At 44.7% G+C, this 26,791-nt stretch carries 19 protein-coding genes; 12 read left to right on the top strand and 7 right to left on the bottom strand.

Annotated features, from left to right (window positions below):
• Positions 1–1,380, bottom strand: a complete 1,380-nt coding sequence (locus F6J90_RS10775) for a transposase (protein WP_293092848.1) — start codon at positions 1,378–1,380, stop codon at positions 1–3.
• 2,582 nt (positions 1,381–3,962) lie between these two features.
• Here F6J90_RS10775 and F6J90_RS10770 point away from each other — a divergent pair.
• From F6J90_RS10770 to F6J90_RS10750, 5 genes are all read left to right on the top strand, one after another.
• Positions 3,963–5,192 carry a response regulator gene (locus tag F6J90_RS10770; RefSeq protein ID WP_293092846.1) on the top strand — a complete coding sequence of 410 codons (1,230 nt, stop codon included), beginning with the start codon at positions 3,963–3,965 and terminating at the stop codon, positions 5,190–5,192.
• Positions 5,193–5,474: 282 nt separating this feature from the next.
• Positions 5,475–5,846 (top strand): response regulator, encoded by a 372-nt coding sequence (locus F6J90_RS10765; protein ID WP_293092844.1) that lies wholly within the window; start codon positions 5,475–5,477, stop codon positions 5,844–5,846.
• 10 nt (positions 5,847–5,856) lie between these two features.
• A complete protein-coding gene (locus F6J90_RS10760; RefSeq protein ID WP_293092842.1) occupies positions 5,857–6,417 on the top strand; it encodes a chemotaxis protein CheW in 561 nt (186 codons plus the stop codon).
• On the top strand, positions 6,372–11,756 hold the full coding sequence (locus tag F6J90_RS10755; protein WP_293092840.1) for a GAF domain-containing protein: 5,385 nt from the start codon (positions 6,372–6,374) through the stop codon (positions 11,754–11,756). The genes F6J90_RS10760 and F6J90_RS10755 overlap by 46 nt, the downstream gene beginning before the upstream one ends.
• A gap of 324 nt (positions 11,757–12,080) precedes the next feature.
• Entirely contained in the window at positions 12,081–15,818 is a 3,738-nt protein-coding gene (locus F6J90_RS10750; RefSeq protein WP_293092838.1) for a response regulator, read from the top strand.
• On the opposite strand, the gene F6J90_RS10745 is transcribed toward F6J90_RS10750, so the two are convergent.
• Positions 15,804–15,941 carry a hypothetical protein gene (locus F6J90_RS10745; RefSeq protein WP_293092836.1) on the bottom strand — a complete coding sequence of 46 codons (138 nt, stop codon included), beginning with the start codon at positions 15,939–15,941 and terminating at the stop codon, positions 15,804–15,806. The two genes, F6J90_RS10750 and F6J90_RS10745, sit on opposite strands and share 15 nt — an antisense overlap.
• A 236-nt stretch (positions 15,942–16,177) precedes the next feature.
• On the opposite strand from F6J90_RS10745, the gene F6J90_RS10740 reads away from it, so the two are divergent.
• The 3 genes from F6J90_RS10740 (at position 16,178) to F6J90_RS10730 (ending at position 17,594) form a co-directional block, all read left to right on the top strand.
• Positions 16,178–16,630, top strand: a complete 453-nt coding sequence (locus F6J90_RS10740) for a chemotaxis protein CheW (protein ID WP_293092834.1) — start codon at positions 16,178–16,180, stop codon at positions 16,628–16,630.
• Positions 16,631–16,773: 143 nt separating this feature from the next.
• Positions 16,774–17,370 (top strand): urease accessory protein UreG, encoded by a 597-nt coding sequence (ureG, locus tag F6J90_RS10735; RefSeq protein WP_293092832.1) that lies wholly within the window; start codon positions 16,774–16,776, stop codon positions 17,368–17,370.
• 74 nt (positions 17,371–17,444) lie between these two features.
• On the top strand, positions 17,445–17,594 hold the full coding sequence (locus F6J90_RS10730; RefSeq protein WP_293092830.1) for a hypothetical protein: 150 nt from the start codon (positions 17,445–17,447) through the stop codon (positions 17,592–17,594).
• A 421-nt stretch (positions 17,595–18,015) separates the two neighbouring features.
• Here the strand turns inward: F6J90_RS10730 and F6J90_RS10725 are convergent, their stop codons facing one another.
• On the bottom strand, positions 18,016–18,147 hold the full coding sequence (locus tag F6J90_RS10725; RefSeq protein ID WP_293092828.1) for a hypothetical protein: 132 nt from the start codon (positions 18,145–18,147) through the stop codon (positions 18,016–18,018).
• A gap of 157 nt (positions 18,148–18,304) precedes the next feature.
• Here F6J90_RS10725 and F6J90_RS10720 point away from each other — a divergent pair, with 157 nt between their 5' ends.
• A complete protein-coding gene (locus F6J90_RS10720; RefSeq protein ID WP_293092826.1) occupies positions 18,305–19,378 on the top strand; it encodes a hypothetical protein in 1,074 nt (357 codons plus the stop codon).
• On the opposite strand, the gene F6J90_RS10715 is transcribed toward F6J90_RS10720, so the two are convergent.
• Complete coding sequence (locus tag F6J90_RS10715) at positions 19,328–19,714, bottom strand: hypothetical protein (RefSeq protein WP_293092824.1); 387 nt, start codon at positions 19,712–19,714, stop codon at positions 19,328–19,330. The genes F6J90_RS10720 and F6J90_RS10715 overlap by 51 nt on opposite strands.
• A 160-nt stretch (positions 19,715–19,874) precedes the next feature.
• Between F6J90_RS10715 and F6J90_RS10710 the strand changes: the two genes are divergently transcribed.
• From F6J90_RS10710 to F6J90_RS10700, 3 genes are all read left to right on the top strand, one after another.
• Entirely contained in the window at positions 19,875–20,756 is an 882-nt protein-coding gene (locus tag F6J90_RS10710) for an EfeM/EfeO family lipoprotein (protein ID WP_293092822.1), read from the top strand.
• 981 nt (positions 20,757–21,737) lie between these two features.
• Positions 21,738–22,754 (top strand): chlorophyll a/b binding light-harvesting protein, encoded by a 1,017-nt coding sequence (locus F6J90_RS10705; protein WP_293092820.1) that lies wholly within the window; start codon positions 21,738–21,740, stop codon positions 22,752–22,754.
• Between the two features lie 145 nt (positions 22,755–22,899).
• Positions 22,900–23,928 carry a chlorophyll a/b binding light-harvesting protein gene (locus F6J90_RS10700; RefSeq protein ID WP_293092818.1) on the top strand — a complete coding sequence of 343 codons (1,029 nt, stop codon included), beginning with the start codon at positions 22,900–22,902 and terminating at the stop codon, positions 23,926–23,928.
• 605 nt (positions 23,929–24,533) lie between these two features.
• Here the strand turns inward: F6J90_RS10700 and F6J90_RS10695 are convergent.
• From F6J90_RS10695 to fldA, 3 genes are all read right to left on the bottom strand, one after another.
• Entirely contained in the window at positions 24,534–24,863 is a 330-nt protein-coding gene (locus F6J90_RS10695; protein ID WP_293092816.1) for a hypothetical protein, read from the bottom strand.
• A gap of 119 nt (positions 24,864–24,982) precedes the next feature.
• Positions 24,983–25,720, bottom strand: coding sequence for an alpha/beta hydrolase (locus tag F6J90_RS10690; RefSeq protein ID WP_293092814.1), 738 nt, complete (start codon positions 25,718–25,720; stop codon positions 24,983–24,985).
• A 496-nt stretch (positions 25,721–26,216) separates the two neighbouring features.
• The gene (gene fldA, locus F6J90_RS10685) at positions 26,217–26,729 is read right to left on the bottom strand and encodes a flavodoxin FldA (protein WP_293092812.1); all 513 of its coding nucleotides are present in this window, start codon (positions 26,727–26,729) and stop codon (positions 26,217–26,219) included.
• Positions 26,730–26,791: the final 62 nt, after the last annotated feature.

Raw genomic sequence — 26,791 nt, 5'->3', positions numbered from 1 at the left:
TTACGAGGCTGGTTGAAACCGAGCCTCTTCACTTCTTTTGCGGTATGATTTTTTCAGGGAATTGAAAACGTCATAACGATGTGGGACTGTCAAGGATCCCCTACCCACCTTGGTTAAATCTAGATTTAACTGTGTGGCTACTTTTCTGACTATGTTTGCAGCACCATTACAGTCAGCATTAATCAGCCAACCATCAGAGGTTTTGTACAACCCGCGCCGAACTCTTCTTCCTGACGGTGTCCATCCTTTGGGTTTTTCACCATGAAATGGGAGGCTGTCGTCATCAAGGTAAGACGCTTTGCTGGTATACGCTTCTTCGGTAATTGTCAGTTTAATCCCATACTCAGGGCAAAGTTGTTTTAGCCGTTCGATAAGTCTTTTTGTTGGAATGACCACAAAATTCTGATTGCCCCGTTTTCCCATATTGGAACAATTCTTCTGCCCTTCATTCCATCCAATAATGATATTTCCAATGCGATCGTTTAGACACCGATTAATAATAAACCTAGCCGCCTTGTTAATCACATCTCTGATCTGGTTATTCCGCTTTCGCACTACCCGATCCAGATTGGCATCCCAGTAAAATTGCGGCTTGCCCGCTTTGTACTTGGCAATTAACCGAGCATATCCTTGATTCAGAGATTTTAATTTTCGACCATCAATGATTAGGCTTTTTCCCTGAGTCGAAACCCCGGTTAGCCAGTTTGTTCCACCGTGATCAAAACTCCAAGCTTGGGAATAGTCCAGGTTAGGGTTGTGTTCCACTGGCTGCTTTCCGTCATCAATCACCCAATCAATCCATAACTGCCCCAGATTTGGACGAACAGTCACTTCTTTTACCCAGTCCGGATCTATAAAATCTGGCGGCTGTAGGGCAATTTCAGTAATCAATTCAGGCTTAGTTTCTTTACTGATCGACGGATAAAATAATCCTTTCTTGTAATTAAGAGCTTGACGAGGAAAAGTAACAGCTGCTAGTCCGCCTTTCTTGCGATACCGAAGTAGTTTAGGTCTATCGACCTTTTCTTTGTAGTAAAGACCTACTAGTTGATTGTAGCTAGCAATGGATTCCCCTACTGTCTTTAATGTCTGCTGCGCCGATTGAGCCGCCATTGCTTTGTAATGAGGACTCATTTTCAAGGCTTTATCCAATGCCGGGTATTTAGTACTACATTTATAGGTTTTCCATCCAAACCTTAATTCATCTCCATGCCAATAAGTAATAAAAGCTTCTGTCTGCTCCTCCAGCCATTTGTAGTGTTTTTGTTTAGTGTAATAAATTGCACAATTAATTAGGCTATTCGCCTGCTGACATTGAAAGACCCAGAAAGCTTTTTCTTCGTCTGTAAATACTGCTTTTACTGGGATTGTTTTGTACACGGAAACCATCACCTCCTTTGCTATATTATAGCTGAGGGGGTGACATGAGCCATCAAAAGCTTAGTAGATAAAGCTTTGAGGCCAATCAACTCAGGGAAGATACAGTCGAAATTAACCCTCGATTCATTGTCTTGATGCAAAGCGCGAGTGGGGGAAACCCCCTGTTCCGAAGCTGCATCGCTTAATGGCAAGCTCTAACCCTTATAACTATGTCCAAGGTCGCGCCCAAAACAGAATGTATCTTTTTGTAAATTATGGGCTGAAATTACTACCCAGTAAGGATTTTAGCTTGCATGTCACCCTCCCAGATATTATAGACACGGCGGGTTAAAACCCGTCGCGGGAGTTTCATCCCCGGTCTTTAGACACAGGGTTCTCACGTTCCCGGATTCTTTGATAGCCCTGCGCCCAAAGTTCCTGTCTTGATGCAAAGCGCGAGTGGGGAAGGGCTGCGTGGGTCACCTGCGTCCGAACCGCTGTTTGCCCCGTGGAAACCCCCGTGAGGCCACTGCATCGCTTCAATTTGCAAACACTATTACACCCATTGTTATAGCAGTCGCCAGGGCAGGCGCGGACATGACAAAAGTCTCAAACCTAAATAAGCGCAAGAGTTTGACTTCTGACTTCTGACTTCTGACTTCTGCTATATATCCCTCTTCTGTCATTTTCCGAGAAGAAAGTCTCCAAAAGCTTTATCAGTCAGTCGATACAGGCAAAAGTAGTCCTAAAATCAATTTGTTGTATTTGTTGTGAGAAAAAAATATAGCGCTTTTTAATTAGGTGAGGTACAAATTTTTGAGGTGCGACCCGAACGCGCCCCGCGTCGGCTTTGCCGAAAGGTGCGACCCAAGGCCGCGAGGGATTGCTCGCGGCCTTGGAGGCGCGCACCTTGAGCGAATTTAATAATTAGATGCGGAAAGCGCACCTAAGGTTTTAGGGAACAGGGAACAGGGGATCACCGGAACACAGAACACATAACACAGAACAAAGAAGAAAGAACAGAGAAGAGAGAAAAAATCCTGTGTACCTCATTAGGTTAGAAACCGCTATAGCTCTATCCCTTGTCTTGATGCCTGACGGGGTGACAAACAGCCTTAAAAGCTTTACGGGGTGTGGGGTGTGGGGTGATGGGTGTAGGGGAAGATCAGGAGCTGGCTACGTTGCGACGGGACGGTTAAATCAGGTTCCGGACCGATTGTTATCCCACCGGCTCACTCCAAATTCCCTGTCTTGATGCAAAGCGCGAGTGGGGGAAACCCCCTGTTCCGAAGCTGCATCGCTTTTATTTTCCCCACCCCCTACCCCCTACACCCCACACCCTGTTTAGTTTTTAGCCTTGTTGTCACCCCCTGAGCTTGATGCAAAGCGTGAGTGGGGGTTTCCAAGCCAGTTGCTCATGGGGGAAACCCCCGCATGAAGGCACTGGCTCCCCAAGACTGCCCTGCATTGCTATCAATAAACAATTAGAGAATTCCGATTTTGCTTTTGTTTCCCGAAAGTGACAGAAGTTGGGACAGCCCGCTGGTTTAACGCACCACCCAAAGCCTCGCCCTCATTTTCCCCCTCTTCGCGCCTGGTTTAGATAGCCCGCCGGTTTAACGCACCACCGGGTCAAACAGCTTTAATGAGATGCACCCCACGAAACTCAGTACACACGATTATTTCGCAGTTAATTCTTTTGAAAATAAATAATCCTTTTTTTAAAGACTTAATAAAGTTAGCTGGATTTTGTTGCTAATGTTACCCAGAGATGCTACATTTGCATGTTAGCGAAGTATACTACGACAATTAGCAGCTCTTAATCCTTATATATAGTTATGATTAAGGCAGTACAACTCAAGTAAAACTTTAATTTAACTTTAATTAAATAACCCTTAATTAAGGTAAAATTAAGTCAAGTAAGCTACTAATTTACCTTGAGTTCGACTAACCGAGTTTTGCTGATGGTTAGTGAAACTCGATCATGGTGCATCTCCACAACCCTAGCTTGAATTGTGTGCTAAAATTACGAGTTTGGTGCATTTATACAAAACCATGATTTACGGAAAACTGGGCGAAAAACCCGATATTTTGTAAGCAATATACAAATATAGTGGCTGCGTAAGTTCTGAAAAATATACACAATATCAGGATTCACAATATTATAATTCAGAATATTACCTATTAGGTATCTAGGTATCTAGGTATCTAGGTATCTAGGTATCTAGGTATCTAGGTATCTAGGTATCTAGGTATTAATTCAAACAGGAACTATTGACAACATCGGTGCTAATAGAGGCGCTAGAAAACTATGATTATTACTTGTTAAGTATTCATTTTTAATTGTTAGTTAATAGTTACGAATTACTATAGCGCTTTTTATCCTAATGAGGTACACAAGATTTTTTACTTCTTGCCCGCCCCCCTTACTAAGGGCTAGGGGGGATTCCTCTTGCCCGCCCCCCTTACTAAGGGGGGTTAGGGGGGATTCCTCTTCTCTGTTCCCTGTTCCCAGATCCGCTGTTCCCTAAAACCCAAGAATCTGTACCTCACCCAATTGAAAACCGCTATAGTGGCATTGCTATATATCCATAGAGACACCAATGACGACTGACAAAGTATTGACTACCGACAAACTGGCACAACAGATTCAAGCTTGCGCAACGGAGCAATTGACTGGTTGGTTGGAGATTGAAGATCCCCAAGGTCAGCAGTGGAGTCTTTCTTTCCACTTGGGTCGTTTGACTGGGGGTGCTAGTAAAATGCATCCCATTCGCCGTTGGTGTCGGCAGTTGTCTGTACACTGCCCAGAACTATCAGCATTTCCTGTGTGTCAGGGGTCGTCAGCTCAGCCGGTGTATTGGGATTACAAATCTCTAGCAGAACTAGTCAGACAGGGGAAAGTACCGCTAAAACAGATGAGGTCGGTTGTTGTTGGCAACTGTACAGAAATAGTTTTCGATATCATCCAACGGCAGGAACAACTCCGCTGTGGTTCATCAGAGCAATTAACTTACAGGCAGATTCCTCAAGAGACTATTGATTCAACCTCTGATTCAACGTTGGTAGTAATTCGAGCTTCACAGATAATGCAACAGGCAACCCTTGCTTGGGAGCCTTGGCAAGAGGCTGGTTTGGTAGATATTTCCCCTTCTTTGGCTCCGGTGATCTGGGATGCTGACAAATTGCGACAGCAGACCTCATTACTGGCCTACCACAACCTAACTACCTTAGTGGATGGCGATCGCACTTTGAGGGATTTAGCTCTCAAGTTGAAACAGAATCTTTTGGCTGTGACCCAATCAATCATGCCCTATATCCGAGTACAGGTGATGGGTCTGATCTCGGTTGGGGACTTCCGCTGTGATACTCACTTTAATCAAGCCACTAACCCAATGCCAGAAACTGCCGGAAGGAAAGGAGGACCTGTTCAGACATTACCAGCTAGTCCCTTGGTAGTTTATATCGAAGACAGCCAAATCGATCGGTTGACCATGAGTCAAATTCTTGCCAATGCTGGCTATCGATTTATCAATGTTCGAGACCCCATCAAAGCCTTGCCGACTTTGCTAAAGCACAAACCACAGCTGATCTTCTTGGATTTGGTCATGCCAGTTTTAAACGGGTATGAAGTCTGTGCACAAATTCGTCGGGTTTCGGTGTTTCAAGACACACCAGTGATTATGGTCACCAGTAATGACGGAATTGTAGACCGAGTGCGGGCCAAGATGGTCGGTTCTACAGACTTTTTAGCAAAGCCTATTACTCGGTCAAAGGTATTGACAATTCTCCAGAGGCATCTCGGGGTTAGTCGTAATATCCTGTCCGGTTGACTACTTACTTTAATAGTTTAGCAAAGGGAACAGGGAGTAGGGAACAGGGAGTAGGGAGTAGGGAGTAGGGAGTAGGGAGTAGAGAACTTTCGATAAAAAATTCTCACAATTAATTTAGTATCACTATTAACTATTGTTAATAATTATTATTTTTTTTTAAATAAATGCTAAAACTGCAAATATCTAATGGCAAATATCTAATGATAACTAGATCATTTTTATTCTAATTATAAATAACAATTGAAATTCACATTCTTACTAAGTTTATAGTAAAAAACAATTATGACTACAGTCCTTTTGGTTGAAGATAGCTTGACGGAAAATGAGATGCTAAGTTGTTACCTCAGAGAAGCTGGTCTCAAGGTAGTTAGTGTCACAAGTAGTGAGGATGCCCAGATCAAACTCCAGTCCCAGAAACCAGATGTAGTGATTGTCGATGTGATTTTGCCAGGACAAAGCGGGTTTGAACTGTGCCGGGAACTCAAGACTAATTCCAGCACCCAAACCATCCCAGTTGTGATTTGCTCAACTAAAGGAACTGATGCCGACAAACTTTGGGGTTCGATGCTGGGAGCTGATGCCTATTTACCTAAACCAATAAACCAGCAAGAACTAATACAAACAATCCAGCAATTGTTAGGCATTAGGTATTAGGTATTAGGTAATGTTAAACTCCCTTGACCCAGTGGTAACACAAACCAATCTTGACCTACTAAACTTAGATCCACTAACCCCAGAAACCCGAGTGCGGTTGCTGCGTTTTCCTCTTGGCAAAAAGGACAGTGTTCTGTTGCCCCTAGAGCAGATTACGGAAATTATCAGGGTGAATGTGCCAGACGTTCTGCTGGTGCCGGAAATGCCCAGTTGCATTGTGGGAATTGGTAATTGGCGCGATGAAATGCTCTGGTTGGTAGACCTAAACCAGCTGGTTGGCTATCCACCGCTGTTGGAGCTCGGGCAAGTTTCGGTATCTCCTGTGGCAATAGTGGTTCAGGTCAATGACCAGTCTGTGGGTTTGGTGGTTTCGCAAGTCAATGATATTGAGTTACATGAATTGGAGCAACTCCAGCCACCGACTCCTGGTTTATTTCCTCAATCGCTACTGCCTTTCCTCCTGGGTTACATACCTGGGGATGGCGGTGCAGTCTTAGATGTCACGGCTATTACTCAGTGTCCCCTATGGCAGACACATCAACGAGGGGAGTCTTGGGGAGGGGAGTCTTGAGGTTTTTTGACTTAGCCTCCTCCGAGATCTGGCAATTGATCAGGGCAATCATAAGGAGTTTTGATCAACCAAATCAATCCCATCAAACCAATTATGACTGGTTGACAATCTCCTCACTAACTCTGCCCATTGAACAGTCGATTGGGAGGGTTACTACCAATTCGATTGCCTCTGAGATGCCATCATGGTCGGCTATTTTCCCTAAACCAGATGTTAAAAAAACCCAAACTATAACTATGCCAAAATTTGATAAATCTGAGGAAATACTCAGTTCTAAGTCCCAACTCAATCAATCATCGAGTAATGGCAATGGCAAAGGGACACCTACCGGGTTGAAGTTCCACCTAGCCGTGGATATTGAGCAACACTGCAAGGGTGAGCGACAGTGGTTATTCCACCTGGCCACCCAGATGCGCAAAGCAGAAACTAGTGATGCCCTGTTGAGAACCACCGTGACTGAGGTTAGTCAGCGTTTACGGGTAGACCGAGCCTTGATTTTTCGCTTCCAGTCGGAGAATCGGGGTACCGTGCTAGTTGAGTCGATGGTGGGTGGCTATACTCCCAGCCAGGGGGAGTACCTGCCGGTAATTGCTTTTGGGGCTGAGAATCGGTCAGCCTATGAGCAACAGGAAGTTGTAGCCCTTAATGATATTAATGACCGGGCTCTGAGTCCGTTTCAACTCCAACTGCTGGAACGATTCCAGGTCAAAGCCAGCCTAAGTCTACCGATTTTGATCGAAGGGCAATTGTGGGGTTTACTGGTGGTGCAGCAATGTTCTGGTTCCCGGGAATGGCAGGAAGCTGACATTACTCTGCTCTACCAAGTTGTGACTGAACTTCGGCTGACTCTACAGCCAGTGGAACTCAGTACCCGACGGCGAGAGCAGCTGAAGCAGGAAAAGGTCTTGGCTCAAATCTTGGCCACAATTCCACCGTCTTCTGTGCCGGAGATTGCCCTGGGTAACATTTGCCACGAACTGCGCCTGTTTTTCAAGGCTGATCGGGTAGTGGTTTATCGCTTTAATCCTGACTGGAGTGGTGAATTTGTGGCTGAGTCGGTTGCAGATGGTTGGGTGAAGCTGCTCCAAGACCAAAAGCAAAATCCTAACCTGACCTCAGCAGATATATTGTCCTCTAAGCGCTGTACGGTCAAGCAAATCGGATCCGTTGCCAGCCCGAATACCGATACCTATTTAAAGCAGACACAAGGGGGCAGCTATTTCAAACGTCAGCAGGTAGAGCGAGTTGACGACATCTATGCCGCTGGTTTTTCACAGTGCTACATTGAAACCTTAGAAAAATACCAGACCAATTCTTATATTATAGCCCCAATCTTTGATGGTGAACACCTCTGGGGCTTATTTGCCGTTTACCAAAACTCTCGCCCTCGGCGCTGGCAAGATAGTGACGTCATGCTGCTGTCACTACTCAGTAACCGTCTCAGTAGTATTCTCAAGCAATTGGACATTGCAGCCCAGCTACAGGAGAAATCGGAGCAACTGGATATTGCGGTTCAGGGGGAAAAAATAGCAAATCGCTTGCTTGATAAGATACTTAAGAGTTCCGACATCAACAGTGTTTTCCAGACCGCTACTCAAGAAATCCGGCAGCAGCTGAAGTGCGATCGCGTTGCTGTGTATCGCTTCAATCGAGACTGGAGTGGTGAGTTTGTGGCTGAAGATGTGGGACACGGTTGGATACCGTTAGTTGGACCGAGTATTAAAAAAGTCTGGCGCGATACCTATTTGGAGGACACCCAAGGGGGTCGGTATCGCCACAATGAAACCTTAGCCGTTGATGACATTTACTTGGTTAATTACGATCAATGTCACATTGACCTGTTGGAGCAATTTCAGGCTAAAGCTTATGTGATTGTACCGATTCTGCAAGGAGAAACCCTGTGGGGTTTACTCGCAGCTTACCAGAACAATCGCCCTCGTCACTGGCAGAAAATGGAGGTGGGTATACTGGCTCAGATCGGCCGACAATTTGGGGTTGGCCTCCAGCAAACGGAGTATATTGAGCAACTGCGAGCAAAATCCAAGCAACTGCTATTGGCTGCAGACCTAGAAAAATCAGCCGTCAGAGTCATCAACAAGATCCGGCAATCTCGGAAACTGGATACCATTTTCAAGACCACGACCATAGAAATCCGTAAACTCCTGATGGCTGACCGGGTGGGTCTGTTTCGCTTTGACCCTGACTCTGGTTTTAATGATGGAAAGTTGGTGTCTGAAGATGTGGTCAATGGGTACGATGCTATCCTGGGTAGCAAAATTCACGACCATTGTTTTAGTGAACAGTATTCCCACCACTATATGGAAGGGCGAGTACACGCAGTTACTGATATCTACAATGGGGACCTCAGCGATTGCTACATTGAGCTGCTAGCTCAGTTTCAAGTCCGGGCTAACCTGGTGGTGCCATTGCGTAAAGGACCATTACTGTGGGGATTGTTGTGCATTCACCAATGCAGTATGCCCCGTCAATGGCAAGAGTATGAGATTGATTTTGCTAAGCAGATTGCCCTACACTTTGAAGTTGCTCTACAACAAACACAGTACCTAGCGCAAGTAGAGGCAAAATCTACCCAGGTAGCTAAAATCGCACGGATGGAGCGAGCGGTAGTTGGAATCATCAACAAGATCCGTCAGTCTCGAAACCTCGATACCATTTTCAAGACAACCGCTATCGAAATTCGTAAGCTTCTTCAGGTTGACCGGGTAGGTATATTTCAGTTTTACCCTAACTCTGGCTTTAATGATGGGGAATTGGTATCTGAGGATGTGGCATCAGGCTACGATGCCATGCTAGGAACCAAAGTTAACGACCACTGCTTTGGTGAACAGTATGCCCCTCACTATACCGAAGGACGTGTGCAAGCAGTTGCTGATGTGTACAATGCCGGACTGAGCGATTGCCATATTGAGTTGCTGGCTCAGTTCCAAGTCCGGGCTAATCTGGTTGTGCCCCTACTTCAAGGACCATTATTGTGGGGATTGTTGTGCATTCACCAATGCAGTCAGCCCCGTCAATGGCAGGAGAATGAGATTGATTTTGCCAAGCAGATTGCCCTGCACTTTGGGGTAGCGCTACAGCAATTGAGCTACCTGGATCAAGTGGAGGCCAAATCCCACCAGCTTGCCCAAGCTGCTGTGCGGGAGCGAGTAGTCGCAAGCCTGAGCAACCATTTGTCCCAGTCTGTAGATGTTTACAGTGTCTTCCAGAGCATCACCAAAGAGTTGCGGCAAGTCTTGGGAGCTGACCGGGTAGTAATCTATCGCTTCAACTCCGACTGGAGTGGTGAGTTTGTGGCTGAATCGGTTGCAGCTGGCTGGATTTCCCTAATCACCGAACAAGAAAGAGACGACCGCCTGAAGGTGGATCTAACGGCTTCTGAGCGCTGCACCGTTACAGCCATGAGTGTTAATTCTCGTAATAATGTTGATACCTACTTGCAAGACACCAAGGGTGGAGACTTCGCCCGAGGTGACCGCTTTAAGAAGGTTGATGACATCTATGCCATGGGTTTCTCTCCCTGCTACATCAACACTCTGGAACAATACCAAGCCAGGGCATATCTGATTATGCCGATTTTCCAAGGTGAAAAGCTCTGGGGGCTGCTGGCGGCTTACCAAAATACGGAACCCCGTCAGTGGCAAGATACCGATGTGACCCTGATGCTCCAAATTAGTAATTCCCTGGGATTAGCCTTGCAGCGATCCCATTACCTAGATCAGTTACGAGCCCAATCTAGCCAACTCACCAAAGCGGCTTTTATTGCTCAGGGGGTAACCAAAATAGTTGGTAAGCTATTCCAGTCTCGGGATGTAACTAAAATCTATGGTATCACAACCCAAGAAGTCCGGCAGCTGCTTAAATGCGATCGCGTAGCCCTCTATCAATTCAATCCTGATTGGACTGGTCAGTTTGTGGCTGAGGCAGTTGCCACCGGTTGGTTACCATGGGTGGGAGCGGATATCGAAGCTTTCTGGCCCGATACTTATCTACAAGACACCCAGGGAGGTCGTTATCGCAATCGTGAAAGCGTGGCAGTTGATGACATTTACACCTTTGGTTATTCTGACGGTTACCTAGAAACCTTAGAGCAATATGAGGTTAAGGCTTATATGCTGGCACCGATTTTTATAGAAGGAACCTTATGGGGTTTACTGGGTACCTACCAAAATACTGGTCCTCGTGACTGGCAAGAGTTTGAACTCAACGCCCTGGCTCAGATTGGGGTGCAAGTAGGGGCAGCCCTGCAACAGGCTGAGTATCTCGCACAAATCCAAAACCAGTCCCAGCAGCTGACCGATGCCGCACAACGGGAGAAAGCCGACAAAGAAGCGGTACAGCGGGAGGTAATGCAGTTGCTCTCAGCAGTGCGACCAGCTCTAGAAGGAGACCTGACTGTCCGAGCTCCGGTAACCAATAATGAAGTAGGTACCATTGCTGATGCCTACAACAACACCTTACAAAGCCTGCGCCGGATTGTGACTCAAGTGCAGCAAGCCTCCAGAAAAGTTGCCCAAACTTCTGTTGAAAGGGAATCAAACATTGCTTTGCTCACAGCCCAAGCCCAGCAACAATTTATGGCTCTCGGTGAAGTCTTAGAGCACATCCAGACCATGGTTAATTCTACAGAAGCTGTAGGTGAGAGTGCTCAACTCGTAGAAGTGGCAGTCCAAACCGCTAACCAAACCCTCCAAGCAGGGGATGCAGCCATGAACCGTACCGTAGATGGAATTCTCGAAATCCGGGAGACAGTGGCAGAAACCAGCAAACGGCTCAAGCGTCTCAGCGAATCGTCCCAGAAAGTTTCGAGGGTGGTGAACCTGATTAGCAACTTTACTAATCAGACCCAATTGCTAGCGTTAAATGCAGCCATTGAAGCCACAAGAGCCGGTGAGTACGGACGGGGTTTTGTAGTTGTTGCCGATGAAGTGCGTTCTCTAGCCCGTCAGTCAGCGGAAGCCACCACTGAAATCGAACAGTTGGTGCAGGAGATCCAGAAGAGTACCGCTGAGGTGTCTACAGCCATGGATAAAGGTATTCAACAGGTTGCTCAAGGAACTGCCATGGTACAAGATACCCGTCTAACGCTCAATGCTATTGTTGAAGCCACCAGCCAAATCAGCCAGCTCGTAGAGGGCATTACCCAAGCCACCCAGGTACAGACCGAAGAGTTCCAATCCGTGACCACTACCATGACTGAGGTGGCAGGAATTGCCAACAAGACTTCTTCCGATGCCATGGAAATTTCTAAGTCTTTCCAAGAACTCCTAGCCATGGCGAAGAATCTTCAAGCCAGTGCTGACCAGTTCAAGGTTGATTAAGCTGTTCAGCATTTAGATTGGGATACCTAAATTGTTCAAAGGGAACTTCGGATCAGGGAACAGGGAACAGGGAATAAGCAATTTCAATGCACATCAAATTAGTTAGTTTTTAATGAAAAAATTCAAGAATTAATTGTTAGTTTTTCAATATTAAATATTCATTTAAAAACAACTAATTACTCATGATTAATAATGCATTAATCTAGTGTTTTTCATAGTAATGATGTATACATGATTTGTTCCCGATTCCCTACTCCCTACTCCCTACTCCCTACTCCCATTAACCATTGACGAAAATACTTCACCCAATTGACAACTGCTCTAATGACTAATGACCCTAAAATTCGTGAGCAAAGCTATCGCTACTTTCTCCAGGAAGCACCGGAACTGCTGCAAGTCTTGGAAGAGGATTTGCTGAGTTTGTCAGAAAACTATAGCATCAATAAAGTCAACAACTTGATGCGGACTACCCATACCCTCAAAGGCGCAGCAGCTAGCATTGGCTTGGAAACAATTGCCACGGTAGCTCACTCCTTGGAGGATGTTTTTAAAGCTCTGTTTAACCCGGACTTGTCCATTGATCCAGAAATTGAAGCCTTACTGTTTCAAGCTTATGAGTGTCTCCGCCTACCTCTGACTGCTGAACTCACAGGGGGGCAAATCGATGACACCGAAATCAAGAATCGAACTGCTGCTGTTGTTGCCCAACTCCAAGAGAAGCTGGGGGACTGTTTTGGTCTCGAATCCCATCTGCCCACCTCAGTAGAATTGGGCTTCGATGTCACCCAGTCCATTTTTGAAGTCGGGGTTAGCCAAGGCTTAGACCTAATCCAAGCTGCCCTAAATAGTGACAATCCCACTGAAGTCAGCATCACAGTTCGCAACCAAGCAGACATTTTCTTGGGCTTAGGGGAATCCCTTAATTTACCAGGGTTTGCCGCTATTGCCAAAAATGCGATCGCAGCCCTAGACAACCATCCCGATCAGGTGGTCACCATTGCCAAGACCGCTTTGTCTGATTTCGTTGCAGCACAAGCAGCGGTGCTAGAAGGGGATAGAACTCAAGGCGGTCAACCTTCTATGGCTCTGCAACAACTAGCTGACTTTAGGTGTTCAAGTCAAAATTCACAATTGATAATTCAAAATGAATCTTCTGTCTTCGGTAACGGAAAAGAACAAGACCTTAATCGAGTTGAGCCCGGACTAGAAGAAGTAGAAGGTGTTGTTAATAATTCTTCCGTTACTCATCCAGAATCTAAAAGAAGCAAACAGTCCCACCTTGTGGAAATGATCTGGGGAGAGTCAACCCCACTAGATCACCAAACCTCTGATCAAAGTAAAAAGTTGGATAGGTCAGACCAAACAGAGATAGATGTCTTGGATGGAGAGATAGCCTCCCCTGAGCAAGAAGTCGGCACAGAAAAAAATGTTGTTTTGCACAACATGGGGATGATTGATGGAGATAATCAAAAGAAAGAACAAGGACAAGAGCCCAAAGTTATCACAGACGAGATCATACCCCCAATAGGCAACGCCAAAAATTCCCCTCTAAACTCTTCCCATCTCGCCATAACTCCCTCCAACCAACATCCCAGCACGCCATCATCTAGGGATCTATCTGGTACTGTGCGGATAAATATTGAGCATCTAGAATACCTGAATTACACAATTGGGGAATTACTAACCAACCAAAACCGCCAGTTGCTCGAAAATGAACAACTGCTGCGGGCAGTGCGAGTACTCCTTAATCGTATCGACCAACATCAGCAAGTGCTGGAGCAACTGCAAGATTGGTACGACCGCCTGTTTATTTTGACGCAACAAAAGCAGATTAGGCAAAGGTTGCAGGTTAGCAAGTTTCAAGTTGAAGGTTTAAACAAAAACAAAACTACCGACCTCAATCCTAGCTCTTACTCCTACCCTTGGGCAGAAAAAACGTTACAGGTTAGCAAGTTGAAGGTTGAAGGTTTAAACAAAAACTTTGCTACCAACCCCAATCCTACTGCCAACCTTGGCCAAAAGGCCACCCTACGCTCTCAACCAACTAACCTTCAACCTAATAACCTTCAACCCACTAACCTTCAACCTAATAACCTTCAACCAACTAACCTTCAACCTAATAACCTTCAACCTAATAACCTTCAACCCACTAACCTTCAACCCACTAACCTTCAACCCACTAACCTTCAACCCACTAACCTTCAACCCACTAACCTTCAACCCACTAACCTTCAACCCACTAACCTTCAACCCACTAACCTTCAACCCACTAACCTTCAACCCACTAACCTTCAACCCACTAACCTTCTTGATACAGACTATTTCGATCACCTGGAACTAAAGCGTTATAGTACACCCGAGCTTCTGATTCAGTCAGTTGTAGAAGACGCTATACAATTAACAGAAGCTGCCCATGACATTGAGCTGTTCACCACCCAATCCAGTAAGACTCTCGAACAACAACGTCGGTTGTTAACCAACCATCGTGATGTCTTGATGGACGCCCGGATGTTGCCTTTAGGGGAAATATTTAGTCGTTTCCCCCCTGTCCTCAAGCAGTTGTCCGCCTCCCACCATAAGCTGGTAGAGCTAAAAATTTCTGGTAATGATGTTTTAGTGGATAAAGTTGTTGCCCAGAAGCTGTACGACCCCCTGCTACATCTTGTACGTAATGCTTTTGACCACGGCATTGAGACTCCTGCTGTACGGCAACAACAGGACAAACCAGAAACAGGATTAATTGAAATCAGTGCTTGCCATCGGGGCAGACATTTGGTGATTGAAGTCTTTGATGACGGTCCAGGGTTGAATTTTGAACGGATTCGGCAACTAGCAGTAGAACGTGAACTCATAGACCTCGAACAAAGTAATACTCTGAGTGAGGCTCAGCTGAGGAATTTGTTGTTTGAACCAGGCTTTTCCACTGTCTCTGGGGTGAATAACCTCTCTGGACGTGGTGTTGGTCTTGATGTTGTCCTAAACCAGGTCAAAGCTCTGAGGGGTTCGGTAATAGTTGATTCTTCTGCCGACCTTGGCACCAGATTTAAACTACAAATTCCCCTGAGTTTAACCATAGATAAGTTACTCCTGTGTCAGGCTGGGAACCAAGTTTATGGGTTGATCACTGATCAAGTCTCCCAAATTATTATTCCTGAGGAACACCAGCTCCGAAGTTGGGAAGATGGTCTTGTCCTCTACTTCGGTACCGGGAGTGATCAGCAACTGGTCAAAGTCTACCAACTTGGGCAAATCCTAGATTATTCCTCTGTGGTTTCTCCATTCTCGGTAACCCATCGGCATCAACCTGTTGTTCCTCTTCAGACGATTAGACCAATCATTGTGATCCATTACCAGGATCAGCTTGTCGGTCTGGAAGTAGACCAACTGTTGGGAGACCAGGAGTTGGTGATTCGTCCTTTGGGCACAATGATTGTGCCACCCCCCTATGTCAATGGGGGCAGTATTCTAGCAGATGGTCGGTTGACACTGGTGCTGGATGGGACTGAATTGATCCAGTACCTGTCTGACCAACAGACCGATGCCAGTCAAAGGTTACAGGTTAGCACATTGAAGGTTGAAAGTTTAAGCTATGATCAAGCCACCCAACCGATAGAAACCCTTTCGCAAAAGCAGCTTCCACCCTCATTAGTTGAACCGTTCTGGGTCAGACATAAACCAAAGGTACTCCTGATAGATGACTCCATCACCCTGCGCCAAACTCTAGCCATGACCTTACAGAAGAATGGCTATCACGTGTTTCAAGCCCAGGATGGTTATGAAGGGATTGAGCAACTACAGCATCAGACAGATATACAGTTGGTAATCTGTGATATTGAGATGCCTCGCATGAATGGGTTTGAGTTTCTCAAACACTGTCAGCTTGACCCAGCTTTGGTAGATCTTCCTGTCGTTATCCTCACCTCCCGCAGTAACGATAAACACCGCTTGATTGCTGCACAGTTAGGGGCCAAGGCTTATATCACTAAGCCCTATTTGGAACACAAATTGTTGACAACAGTAACCGATGTTGTTGAGCCCATTTCACCCTTAATAAGGGAGTAGGGAGTAGGGAGTAGGGAGTAGGGAGTAGGGGTAAGAAAGACTATAGCTCATAAGTATTATCAAAACTATAGCATTTTTATTTAGTTTGTAAACACAATTATTGCCAGGAAAGGCAAAAGGCAAGAGGCATGCATGCTAGAGTAATCCACCCCTAACTAATCCCAGGATGGGAAAGAGATCCGGAGTTTTATTTGACAATAAAAAAAACCCTAGATTTACATCTCAAATACAAACGCTATATATCCTGAAACTATTAATTTATCATGATAAATGATTAGTTAAGTAAAACTAAATTTTTACTTAAAATAATCAGCTATAAGCACTAAAAATTAAGTAATGATAACTATCAAATCAAGGCGATGGACGATTCAACACTAGAAAAATTCATGGTTTTTCAGATTGCTGACTATTCCCTATGTCTTCCGATTAGGGATGTACTGAAAGTGGTTAATTTTACCACTGAAATCAGCAGTAAGATGAAAACCATGGGATTAGTTCAGCTAGGCAAGCATACTATTAAGGTTTGGGATTTACATCAGCAGTTGGGCGATGGTAGTTTACCTCACCAAAGCCCTAACCAAAGGTTCTTAGTAATTATTCGTCCTAGGGACTCCGGACTTTGGGGAATTTTTGTGGATGATCTGCCTAATTTGGTGGAGTTACCCGAAGACATGATGCGACCTATCCCAAAGTCTTACCGTCAGGCCAGTGTTCTGGAGATGATATCTCATGCAGCTGTTATATCAAAAGAAGCATCTACTCAGAAAATTTTTCTTTTGGATTTACAGCAAGTCGGGGCCTTGACTCCTTAATCGTCACTAGAAAACGCTATAATAAACATCTAAACTTACCAATTACCATTTGTTAATTGTTAATTTGTAGCAATTAACAATTTTTTTATGGCTAATGACCATAAATAAACTACACTATTAAAATTAACTCTAAGTTAGTTAACATGAGTACTTTTCGTGTTGGTATTGCTGGTCCAGTTGGTTCAGGGAAAACTGCTCTATTAGATGCATTGTGTAAAGCGCTGCGAGACTCTTATCAAATCGCTGTGGTCACCAATGATATATATACTCAGGAAGATGCCCAGTTTTTAGTTAGGAGTCAGGCTCTAGAAAGCGATCGCATTCTGGGTGTGGAAACAGGGGGTTGTCCCCATACTGCCATTCGGGAAGATGCCTCGATGAACTTGGCAGCCATTGAACAGCTGGAAAATCGGTTTACTGATTTAGACTTGGTGTTTCTAGAAAGTGGAGGGGATAACCTAGCAGCAACCTTCAGTCCAGAACTAGTAGATTTCACTATCTACGTTATTGATGTCGCTGCTGGGGATAAGATTCCTCGTAAAGGAGGACCAGGAATCACCAAGTCTGACTTGCTGGTGATTAACAAAATTGATCTGGCACCTCAGGTGGGAGCAGATTTGGGGGTGATGGAACGGGATGCTAAAAAGATGCGAGGAGATAAACCCTTTGTGTTTACGAATTTGAAAACTAAAGAGGGAATCTCTACCGTTATTGACTTGATAAAACTTGACATGGGCTAGATTAATTCCCTTGAGAATGGAGTAATAAAAGTGTTGGAATAAAACCTAATGTGATCATGTGATCATGGGTGGTGATGATAATATTTTATAGCGTTTATCACAGTTATGAGGTACAGTCTTCTTTGACGTTGATTCCCTGTCTTGATGCAACCCATCCCTATTCCCTATTCCCTATTCCCTCTTCTCTCTTCTCTGTTCCCTGTTCCCTGTTCCCTGTTCCCTAAAATCCAGAAATTGTTTACCTCATAGCTATGAGAATTGCTATATTTGTTTGTGTTATTGCATTTATCACTTAGTTTAAAAATGATAGATAATTAATTATTATCCCATAGTTTAGCAATTTTAATCTACGACAAAAAAATGTATTAAATTATACCTAAATTTAGGTAAGCTGGTAGAGCCAACCTTATAGCAATTCTACGACTTGTGAGGTACAAATTTCTGGGTTTTAGGGAGCAGGGAGCAGGGAGTAGGGAGCAGAGAATAAGAAAGAGGAAAGAGGGAAGAGGCAAAAAATAATGTGTACCTCATTAGGCTAGAAAACGCTATATCCTGCTTGACTACCAAAAAGTCCAGTAACTTTGCCGTCAGCTTTGGCGCGGCAGAGCCCATCTCCCCCCTCGTGACCCCCATTTCTAGCCAGATTCAATCACTGGAATCCCTTGCTTTCCAGGGTTTCCCTTTAGGGAGTAATATGATGTCGAGATAATTACCCTTAATACAAATCTCCCCATCTCCCCATCTCCCCACACTTCCCACACTTCCCACACTTCCCACACTTCCCGCGCCCGGGCTCGATACTTTTATTATCGGTATTCAACAACAATCTCCACAGCCTTAGCCAATTATCGGAAGTAAAACTCAACCAGTTAAGTCCATCTGATTGCCGTGATTTGATAGTCTAAAATATAATGGCTCCTTCATTCCCAATCCCATGGAAGTTGTTGTCCCCTTTACCCCTCCTAGTCGTCCAACCGAGTTTTCGGCTCTGGGCTATCTGTTTGGGCGATTTGACCCAAACCCATCTCAAGAGCCTAATAGGTCAGTTAAAGGAACTCTTGTTCTCAAACAAGGAATCAGCTTCAGTGCTTATATGCACCGACCCTTGTGGAAGAAATTAAGTACCCACCCCTCTTTTGGTGAGAAAAAAGTCTATCTCTGGCGAGTATATTTCCGCATAACCAAGGCAGGAAAACTCGCTCAAATTCAAATCAAAAAATTTATTCCCCTAGAGGGGAAAACCACTCTACGTCATTCTCCCAGTGACGAAAGAGTCGATCAGTTTCGGGTTCGTGGTTTAATTCACGATGTCAAGCCAGAAGCAGTCGTGGTGTATGTAGAACGCAATCACCTGCCTCCTAGAGGAAAAGCCAAAACTTATCCATGGCAGCCTTTTTTGTTGATTCTCCAGGGCTCTTTGCCACAACCAGCAGAAAAGGATGATTTTTGGGAATTTTTTTGTAGACGAGTAGGGGAAGAACTCCACATAGAGGAAGCTCATCCAGTTAACGTAAATCTAGAAGACTCAAGTTTCTATTCACATTACTCCGAAGAAAAAACTGACTATCAACCTCAACCAAGCCCTAAAACTAAACCCAATGAAGTTATCATGATTCAAGGCAGAAAACCCGAAATCACCGTCAAGTTTACCGAAAGACCCAATTTACCGGAGCAAGGCAAGAAAGTTACCTTACTCCTAACTGGTGACAATGGCATAACCGTTCAGGCAGAACTTAATCGCAAGACCCTCAAAAAGCAAGTAGAAAAGATGGATAGCTTTGCTGATTGGGTAGCGGCTTTGAGTGGAAAGATAGCCAGGGTGTCTCCAGAAGGGGTAATTGAGTTAGAAGGTGCAGGAGTTAATGTATTTGAGAAAAAACCAAAAGTGAGCGAATCAACTGAGCCAAAAGAGTCTCAGAAGCCTTCTAGCAACCCAGAAACAATTAAGCAAGAACAATCACAACAACCTGCTCAAAAGCAGAAGAAAGTGTTTCGTCTGATTGATTAGGATAGGCGTTGCTTTTAGGGAGCAGGGAGTAGCCCACAGGGGTAGGTTGTTTACCTGAGGGTCAAACAGGGAGTGTGGGAGGGGTGGGGAGATGGGGAGATGAGGAGATGGGGAGATGGGGAGATAGGGAGATAGGGAGATAGGGAGATAGGGAGATAGGGAGATAGGGAGATAGGGAGATAGGGAGATAGGGAGATAGGGAGATAGGGAGATAGGGAGATAGGGAGATAAGGAGATAGGGAGATGGAGAGATAGGGAGATAGGGAGATGGGTAGCCGTAGTTTCCAGAATTGGGATCATTGACACTAGTCTGACTTGCCAATTTTTTTTTGCCATTTTGTTTGGGTGGTATGGGATACTTGTGTCTTTACAACCTCTTCACAACCTCTTCATCACATCTTTAAGATTTAATTTATCGAGAAATATTTTTATCAAGTTGATCACGGTCTACTATAATAATCGAAGCTAAAAAAGAATCTTTCTCAAGTTTAACCCCATGACAATTAATCGACGAACAATACTACAAATTGCTGCTGTAGGTGGTTTAGGCACCGTAGCCGCTTCTAGTCTGATTCGCCCTGGTTCAAGCAAGGAGTTAATTGCAGCTGCTAGAGACCCCTTTGCTGCGGAGGTTGATCAGGGCTTAAGGTATTTCCGACAACAAGCTCAAGTACAGCTACCCCTTGTCGAAGACTTAGTGAAAGCAATTCGCAGTGGCAATTTGGAAAATGCCAAAGACGCTTATGTCAAAGCCCGTCCTCCTTACGAGCAAATCGAAACCTACGCCGCCAGCTTTGAAGAAACTGACCGGGATATTGATGCTCGCCCCTCTGCTTTTGATGGCGGGGAGGATAACCCAGAATTTAAGGGATTTCACCGGATTGAAGTTCTCTTGTACCGGGAAGGGAAGGTGAAACCAGCGCTCCCTTTTGCTAAAGAGTTGGTGGAGAGCGTCAAAACCCTAATCAAAGATTTAGATCAGCGGCAGAACTTCAATTCCACCTTGAACTTTGAGGGCATGATTGCTTTGGCGACAGAAGTAGTAGCCAAGAAGATTTGTGGCGAAGAAGAAACTTGGTCGGATCAGAGCCTGTTAATCTTCTCAGATAACTGGATCGGAATTTTCAGCCAGTATGCTCCCTATTCCCCAAGAGTGGCAGACAAAGACCCCAGTGTGGATCAAGAGGTTAAGGCAGCTTATAAAGCAGCAAAAGGCAAGCTTAAACCTTACTTCACCCAGGGCGAAGTCGCAGCTCAACCCTATAGTTCTCTCGACATTAGTCAGCGAAAAGATATTGTGGACGTCGGCTATAGGTTCCGTAGAGCGTTGGTCAGAGCAGCAAAGGTTTTAGAAATACCCGTTGGTTTCGAAGTTTAGGGAACGGTGGCACGGTGGCACAGTGTTAGCTGTTGGGTTTTGAGTTAATGGTTTTTGCCCTTAATCCTATTCATGCCTAATATAGCACTACGCATTAAGGTTAGGACATTGATAAAAGCTGAAAAAGGTGCGACCCGTGGCGAATTAAATTCTTAATGCGGAAAGCGCACCTGCGCTAATGCACGTCAACTTTTGCCTCTTGCCTCTTGCCTCTTGCCCTTGCGCGTAGCGCTATACCATTGGCCTAAGACGATCATGCCTATTCCGGTAAACGAGAAGCAAAAAGCGCGGCAGAGAGTAGTAAATATAATCTCTGCCGCGATTCTGGCTCGTTATCAGACATAAGAGAAGATGTCTTAGGATAGACAGTATCAGTATTGCTAAACTTTGTCAAGTGTTACCAAAGGGTCTATTATAGAATTTGTGATTACATTAAACCGATAAGGGTGGTTAGAGCCATAGGGCATTAGATCAAAGACCACTGACGCTTCCGTCCGTTACTAAACCATAAATATAGCGGTAAATCTGATAAAAAACACTATATGTAGTGCATAGTGGCCAATGCCTAAGTCTTATTAAATCATCGTTAAATTGTACGATTTCATATATAGCTCAGATATATAAGTCAAGTTTGAGCTGACTGACACCAGTAGATATTCCTATTTTAACAGCATTTTCCGCAACTATTAGAAAAACTAATGATAAAACTTATTTTTAAAATAAAAACTGATGATATACTTTAACAACAATTTTGGGTAATTTTGGATTAGCTTAAATCCCTGTAACTTTTGATATACAAGAGTTTAAGATAACTTTTGATTTTGATAAATGCTAAAAATTAGCAATAAATATTACAAAATATTGCAAGTTACTTTAAATTGCTTCCCTGATGCTGCACAATCGATTCATGTGATTTCACCTCAACCTTAAACAGGAGGTGGTGAAACAATGAAGCAATTAAGGATCGAGTAAGGATCGAGTATGCAAACATACGGTAATCCCGAGGTTAAATATGACTGGTGGGCTGGTAACGCCCGCCTAGCCAACTTGTCTGGCAAATTCGTAGCTGCTCATGTCGGCCAAGCAGCCCTGATCGTTTTTTGGGCTGGAGCATTTACTCTGTTTGAAATTTCTTGGTATGATCCCACCCTGCCCATGGGTGAGCAGGGGCTGATTCTGCTGCCCCACTTAGCTACTTTGGGCTGGGGTGTAGGCTCAGGCGGTCAGATAGTGGATACTTACCCCTATTTTGTTGTTGGCGTTCTACACCTGATCTCCTCGGCTGTTCTGGGAGCGGGTGCTCTGTTCCATTCCGCTAAAGGTCCAGCACAATTGAAAGATGCTGGCGGTCGTGCCGCTAAATTCCACTTTGAATGGAATGACCCTAAGAAGTTAGGCTTTATTCTTGGGCATCATCTCATTTTTCTAGGAGTAGGCGCTCTGTTATTGGCCGCGAAAGCCATGTACTTTGGCGGACTATACGATGCCACCATTCATGATGTCAGGCTCGTTACCAGCCCAAATCTTAATCCATTGGCAATCTATGGCTATCAAACCCATTTTGCCTCGGTGGATAACTTAGAAGACTTGGTAGGCGGTCACATCTATGTTGGCTTGCTACTCGTTGGTGGTGGTATTTGGCACATCCTGATCCCACCACTGAAGTGGGCAAAGAATCTCGTAAGCTTCGAGGGAGAAGCTGTTCTTTCCTACTCTCTCGGCGGTATTGCTCTGGCAGGATTTGTAGCAGCTTACTTCTGCGCAGTTAATACCCTAGCCTATCCCGTCGAATTCTATGGTCCTGCCTTAGAGGTCAAGCTTGGTGTTTCCCCATATTTTGCGGACACTATTGAGTTGCCTTTGGGTGCCCACACTCCTCGCTGTTGGTTGGCCAATGCCCACTTCTTCCTAGCTTTCTTCTTTCTTCAAGGTCACCTATGGCATGCATTGCGTTCCATCGGCGTTGACTTTAAGAAATTTGAGGAAGGCTTGAATTAATCAGCTAGTAAAAAGCAGCCCTCTCTAGATAGTAGGTGTTAGGTGCTGTCCAATGAATCTAACACCTACTAAACCAAAAATTTCCTGGGCTGCTGAGTAGCACTCTACCAAATTTATGTTTTAGATAGAGAAATACTCGGTTTTCATGACAACAAATAGTATTCCATCACGAACTAATCCGGATTGGTTGCTTGGTAATGCCCGTCTTAAGGACTTATCCGGTCAATTATTAGGAGCTCATATTGCTCATGCTGGTTTGATTATGTTCTGGGCAGGTGCAACTACCATAGCGGAAATTTCCCAGCTTGTGCCTGGTCAGCCCATGTCCGATCAAGGATTAACGTTGTTACCCCACTTAGCCACTTTAGGCTGGGGTGTCGCACCCGGTGGTGTGGTCACAGATACCTATCCCTATTTTGTGATTGGCATTTTGCATCTAGCTGCATCCGCTGTTTTGGGTGCAGGTGGTCTATTTCATGTTTTTAGTGGTGTTGCAAATTTGAAAGATGGCAGTGGACGCGCCCCTAAATTCCACTATGAATGGACTGACCCCAAGAAGCTGAGCTTTATTTTAGGGCATCATCTGATTTTCCTAGGAGTGGGTGCCTTGTTGCTGGTAGCCAAGGCAATGGTCTTTGGTGGCATTTATGACGCTGCTGTTGGCAATGTACGTATCATTACCAGCCCAACTCTTAACCCAGTGACTATCTTTGGTTATCTCTTTGGCATTGTCGATGGGGTTTGGAATCCTCTTGGAATGGCAGCTGTCAATAATTTAGAAGATGTCATTGGTGGTCATATTTGGATTGGGATGATGTGTATTGGTGGCGGGATTTGGCATATTGTCTCCACTCCATTTAACTGGGCTAGGAGTGCGCTCCAGATTGAAGGAGAAGCAATTCTCTCCTACAGTTTAGGGTCTCTAGCGTTCATGGCTTTTGTGTCTGCTGCTTTTGTTGCTAAGAACACTACGGTCTTTCCCACTGAATTTTACGGTTCTAACCGTCTGGTAGCAGCAAACATTCAGTTTTTCTTGGGACTCTTGTTCTTAGGAGGACACCTGTGGCATGCTGTCCAATCCCGTTCTGGCAGTGTATTAATGAGTACTCAAATGAAGTACTTAGAGAAGCTCTCAGAATCCCAAGACAATCCAACTACGGAGCCTTCACCATAATTTCTTTGAAAAAATAGTTGCTAATTTTTAGCATTAAGGGGTATACTAAAAATGTAAGTTGCCATCTAGACGAGACACAGAGCCAGGGTTTCTTCTCTAGACAGGAAGCTAGTCCTCCTTATGGTAAACCAACAGCCAATCAGATCACTAGGGTGGTGATCTGATTTTTATTTTTTAGCTATTTATCAATAAAGATTTTTATTAAAAATCCCAATTCCTATGGAACTAGAAACCTCCTGGAAAACTGAAGCAGCCGTCAGCCATCAGCGGTCAGCGGTCAGCGGTCAGCCATTCGCACTTGAGGTGCTGACGTAAAAAAGATTAAACCAATGCTTAGTTGTTGTCTTAATGCAGCGCGGTCTTGGGGGAAACCCCCAAGACCGCTTAGGTGCGCTTATTTAAAAACTGTTCGCGTAGCGTGGCACAGGCTTCTAGCCTGTGATGTAGCGCATTAGCTGATAACTCATAACTTACGGTTACCTAACTTGCGATCGCATAAGCGCGGAAGCTGAGGCCAAAGGCCACGCTTTGCGATCGCATAAGCGCGGAAGCTGAGGCCAAAGGCCACGCTACGCGATGAAGCGCCAGAGCCGAACGCATTATCGTCACACAACTTTAGAAGTAGCTTGATGACTACACTTACATCGTGGCGAGTTAACCCTAGTAGGATTGAGAGTTGGCTCATAGTCATAACAATTGATTGCCTCTTCTGTTAGCGCCTTTGAGGGATGCACTGTACACTTGAGGCGATAATCTCCAGTAAAAAAGGCGCAGCGACTACAGGGAATTTGATGTAATTGTTTCAGATGAGCGACACCGTCTCGAAACGTCGCCCGAATTCGCCATAAAGCTATTGCGATTAATGTCCAAGCAGCTATGCAGCACAGAAACGTTGCCAAATGTTGGATAACCGGAAAAAGAAGTATCTCGAACATGGATAACTACTAACTAATAGGATTTTAATTTATTTATGGATGCTACAGATAGTTTCAGGATTCAGCCATCAGCCATCAGCCCTTAGCTGATAGCTGATAGCTGATAGCTGATAGCTTACCTAACTACTAATCGCTAATGGCTCAGGGACTGGTGATGATAGGGATTCCCAAAACCGGATGATTTGCCTTCCTACTCGATTGGGATGGAAATAGTGGCAAAAGTGACCTCCTTCCGGATATTCCCATAAGCGATCGCATTCTTTTAACCAAGATTTCCATCCTTGCAAAGCATTAGAATCAACAATAATATCATCTTTGCAACCACATACCATTAATGGCACTGGCACCGCTGTTGGTGGTACACTAACCCGTTTATATAGGGAGTGAGGAGAGGGAGAATAAGCTAAATCCTGTTCTAGGATGGTTACTAAACCTTTAGTGATCTGGTGATTGTGATGACCAAAGAGGCTCTTAACCATTTGGGTAAGCAACACTTGGCGAGTGCAGGGTAAAAGTTGGAGCTGCACATAGTAGTGGGCTTGCCAGTCAACTGCGGGATTAACACCTACTGATAATAGAGTTAAAGACTGGACTTTTTCAGGATATTTACGGCTATAGAGTAGTCCTACCAAACCAGCAGTGCTGTGGCCCACCAGATGGATAGGATGATCGCAGGTTTTGAGATAGTCATGAAGTAAGGTAAGGGCGATATCAAGAGAAGTTGGTTCATCTTGGTTTTGGCGATACTCCCACTGGCCAACTCGCTTTTGTTTAGACAAATAACGAATTAAAGGCTGATCAAAACGTAGAAAACTTGGACTAACATTCAACCAAAGGATATCAGGAAGAGTAGACATATAGCAAAGGGAGTAGGGAGTAGGGAGTAGGGAGTAGGGAGTAGGGAGTAGGGATCAAAAATTATCATAATTCCTACACGGATACCTATAGCAATTTTCTAATCACAAATATTCAATAGGGGTGAAGCATTTTTTTATCTGTTGGGAAGTCATTAACCTTGACCGTTAACAATCAACTATCATTGGTAAATAGTCAACGGTCAACGTAGCTAGCTTTATAAAAAAGAGACGGTTTTCAGGTGTAAGCATTCAGCTATCAGCTATCAGCATTCAGCATTCAGCATTCAGCCAAAGGCCTATGGCCAGGCTACGGTAACAGTTTATGCCAATAGCGCACACTACTTGAGCTGCTTTTGAATAAAATAAGCACCTCAAGCAGCGTGAGCGAAAAGCTCACGGCACCTCAAGTAGCGTGGCCTACGGCCAACGGCTGTTCGCGTAGCGTGAGCGAAAAGCTCACGGCTGAATGCTTACCAGCTTACAACGGTTGTAAAAACTAAACTCCAAACTCTTGTTTGAGTTGCGTTACCCAAGTTTTTATCCGTTGTTCAGTCAGTTCAGACTGGTTATCGTCATCCAGGGCAAGACCAATAAACTTACCATTTTTGAGAGCTTTTGATTCATTAAATTCGTAACCCTCATTCGGCCAGTGTCCAACGGTGGTACCTCCCAATTCGGAAATTTTTGTTTCTAGAATACCAATGGCATCCATAAAGTTATCAGGATAGCCCTCCTGGTCTCCAGTTCCAAAGTAGCCAATTTTCTTACCACTGAAGTTGATATTATCTAACTCCTCAAAGTAGCCATCCCAGTCAGCTTGTAATTCCCCAATATCCCAAGTAGGACAGCCAATGATGATATTTTCGTACTTGTCAAAATCACTATTTTCAGTATCTTCTATTTTATGTATAGTGACGACATCATCACCGCCAAGTCCTGCTTGAATTTCCTCAGCTGCCGCCTCGGTTTTACCGGTTTGAGAGCCGACGAAAAGACCAATTTTTGACATTTTTATTTACTCCTGATTGATGTTGATTAAATCTAGTAAGCATTGAGCGTTCAGCGCTCAGC

The organism is Moorena sp. SIOASIH (assembly GCF_010671925.1).
Classification (GTDB): Bacteria; Cyanobacteriota; Cyanobacteriia; order Cyanobacteriales; family Coleofasciculaceae; genus Moorena.
Note: the sequence above shows the minus strand (reverse complement) of the source record. Positions and strands in the feature narration are given on the sequence as shown.

Coding starts and splice junctions, on each gene's coding strand:
- F6J90_RS10690 (WP_293092814.1), bottom strand. CDS start 25,720: ATGTCTACTCTTCCTGATATCCTTTGGTTGAATGTTAGTCCAAGTTTT.
- F6J90_RS10770 (WP_293092846.1), top strand. CDS start 3,963: ATGACGACTGACAAAGTATTGACTACCGACAAACTGGCACAACAGATT.
- F6J90_RS10755 (WP_293092840.1), top strand. CDS start 6,372: ATGGCAGACACATCAACGAGGGGAGTCTTGGGGAGGGGAGTCTTGAGG.
- F6J90_RS10730 (WP_293092830.1), top strand. CDS start 17,445: ATGATAATATTTTATAGCGTTTATCACAGTTATGAGGTACAGTCTTCT.
- F6J90_RS10765 (WP_293092844.1), top strand. CDS start 5,475: ATGACTACAGTCCTTTTGGTTGAAGATAGCTTGACGGAAAATGAGATG.
- F6J90_RS10705 (WP_293092820.1), top strand. CDS start 21,738: ATGCAAACATACGGTAATCCCGAGGTTAAATATGACTGGTGGGCTGGT.
- F6J90_RS10710 (WP_293092822.1), top strand. CDS start 19,875: ATGACAATTAATCGACGAACAATACTACAAATTGCTGCTGTAGGTGGT.
- ureG (WP_293092832.1), top strand. CDS start 16,774: ATGAGTACTTTTCGTGTTGGTATTGCTGGTCCAGTTGGTTCAGGGAAA.
- fldA (WP_293092812.1), bottom strand. CDS start 26,729: ATGTCAAAAATTGGTCTTTTCGTCGGCTCTCAAACCGGTAAAACCGAG.
- F6J90_RS10750 (WP_293092838.1), top strand. CDS start 12,081: ATGACTAATGACCCTAAAATTCGTGAGCAAAGCTATCGCTACTTTCTC.
- F6J90_RS10715 (WP_293092824.1), bottom strand. CDS start 19,714: ATGGCAAAAAAAAATTGGCAAGTCAGACTAGTGTCAATGATCCCAATT.
- F6J90_RS10720 (WP_293092826.1), top strand. CDS start 18,305: ATGGAAGTTGTTGTCCCCTTTACCCCTCCTAGTCGTCCAACCGAGTTT.
- F6J90_RS10760 (WP_293092842.1), top strand. CDS start 5,857: ATGTTAAACTCCCTTGACCCAGTGGTAACACAAACCAATCTTGACCTA.
- F6J90_RS10695 (WP_293092816.1), bottom strand. CDS start 24,863: ATGTTCGAGATACTTCTTTTTCCGGTTATCCAACATTTGGCAACGTTT.
- F6J90_RS10700 (WP_293092818.1), top strand. CDS start 22,900: ATGACAACAAATAGTATTCCATCACGAACTAATCCGGATTGGTTGCTT.
- F6J90_RS10740 (WP_293092834.1), top strand. CDS start 16,178: ATGGACGATTCAACACTAGAAAAATTCATGGTTTTTCAGATTGCTGAC.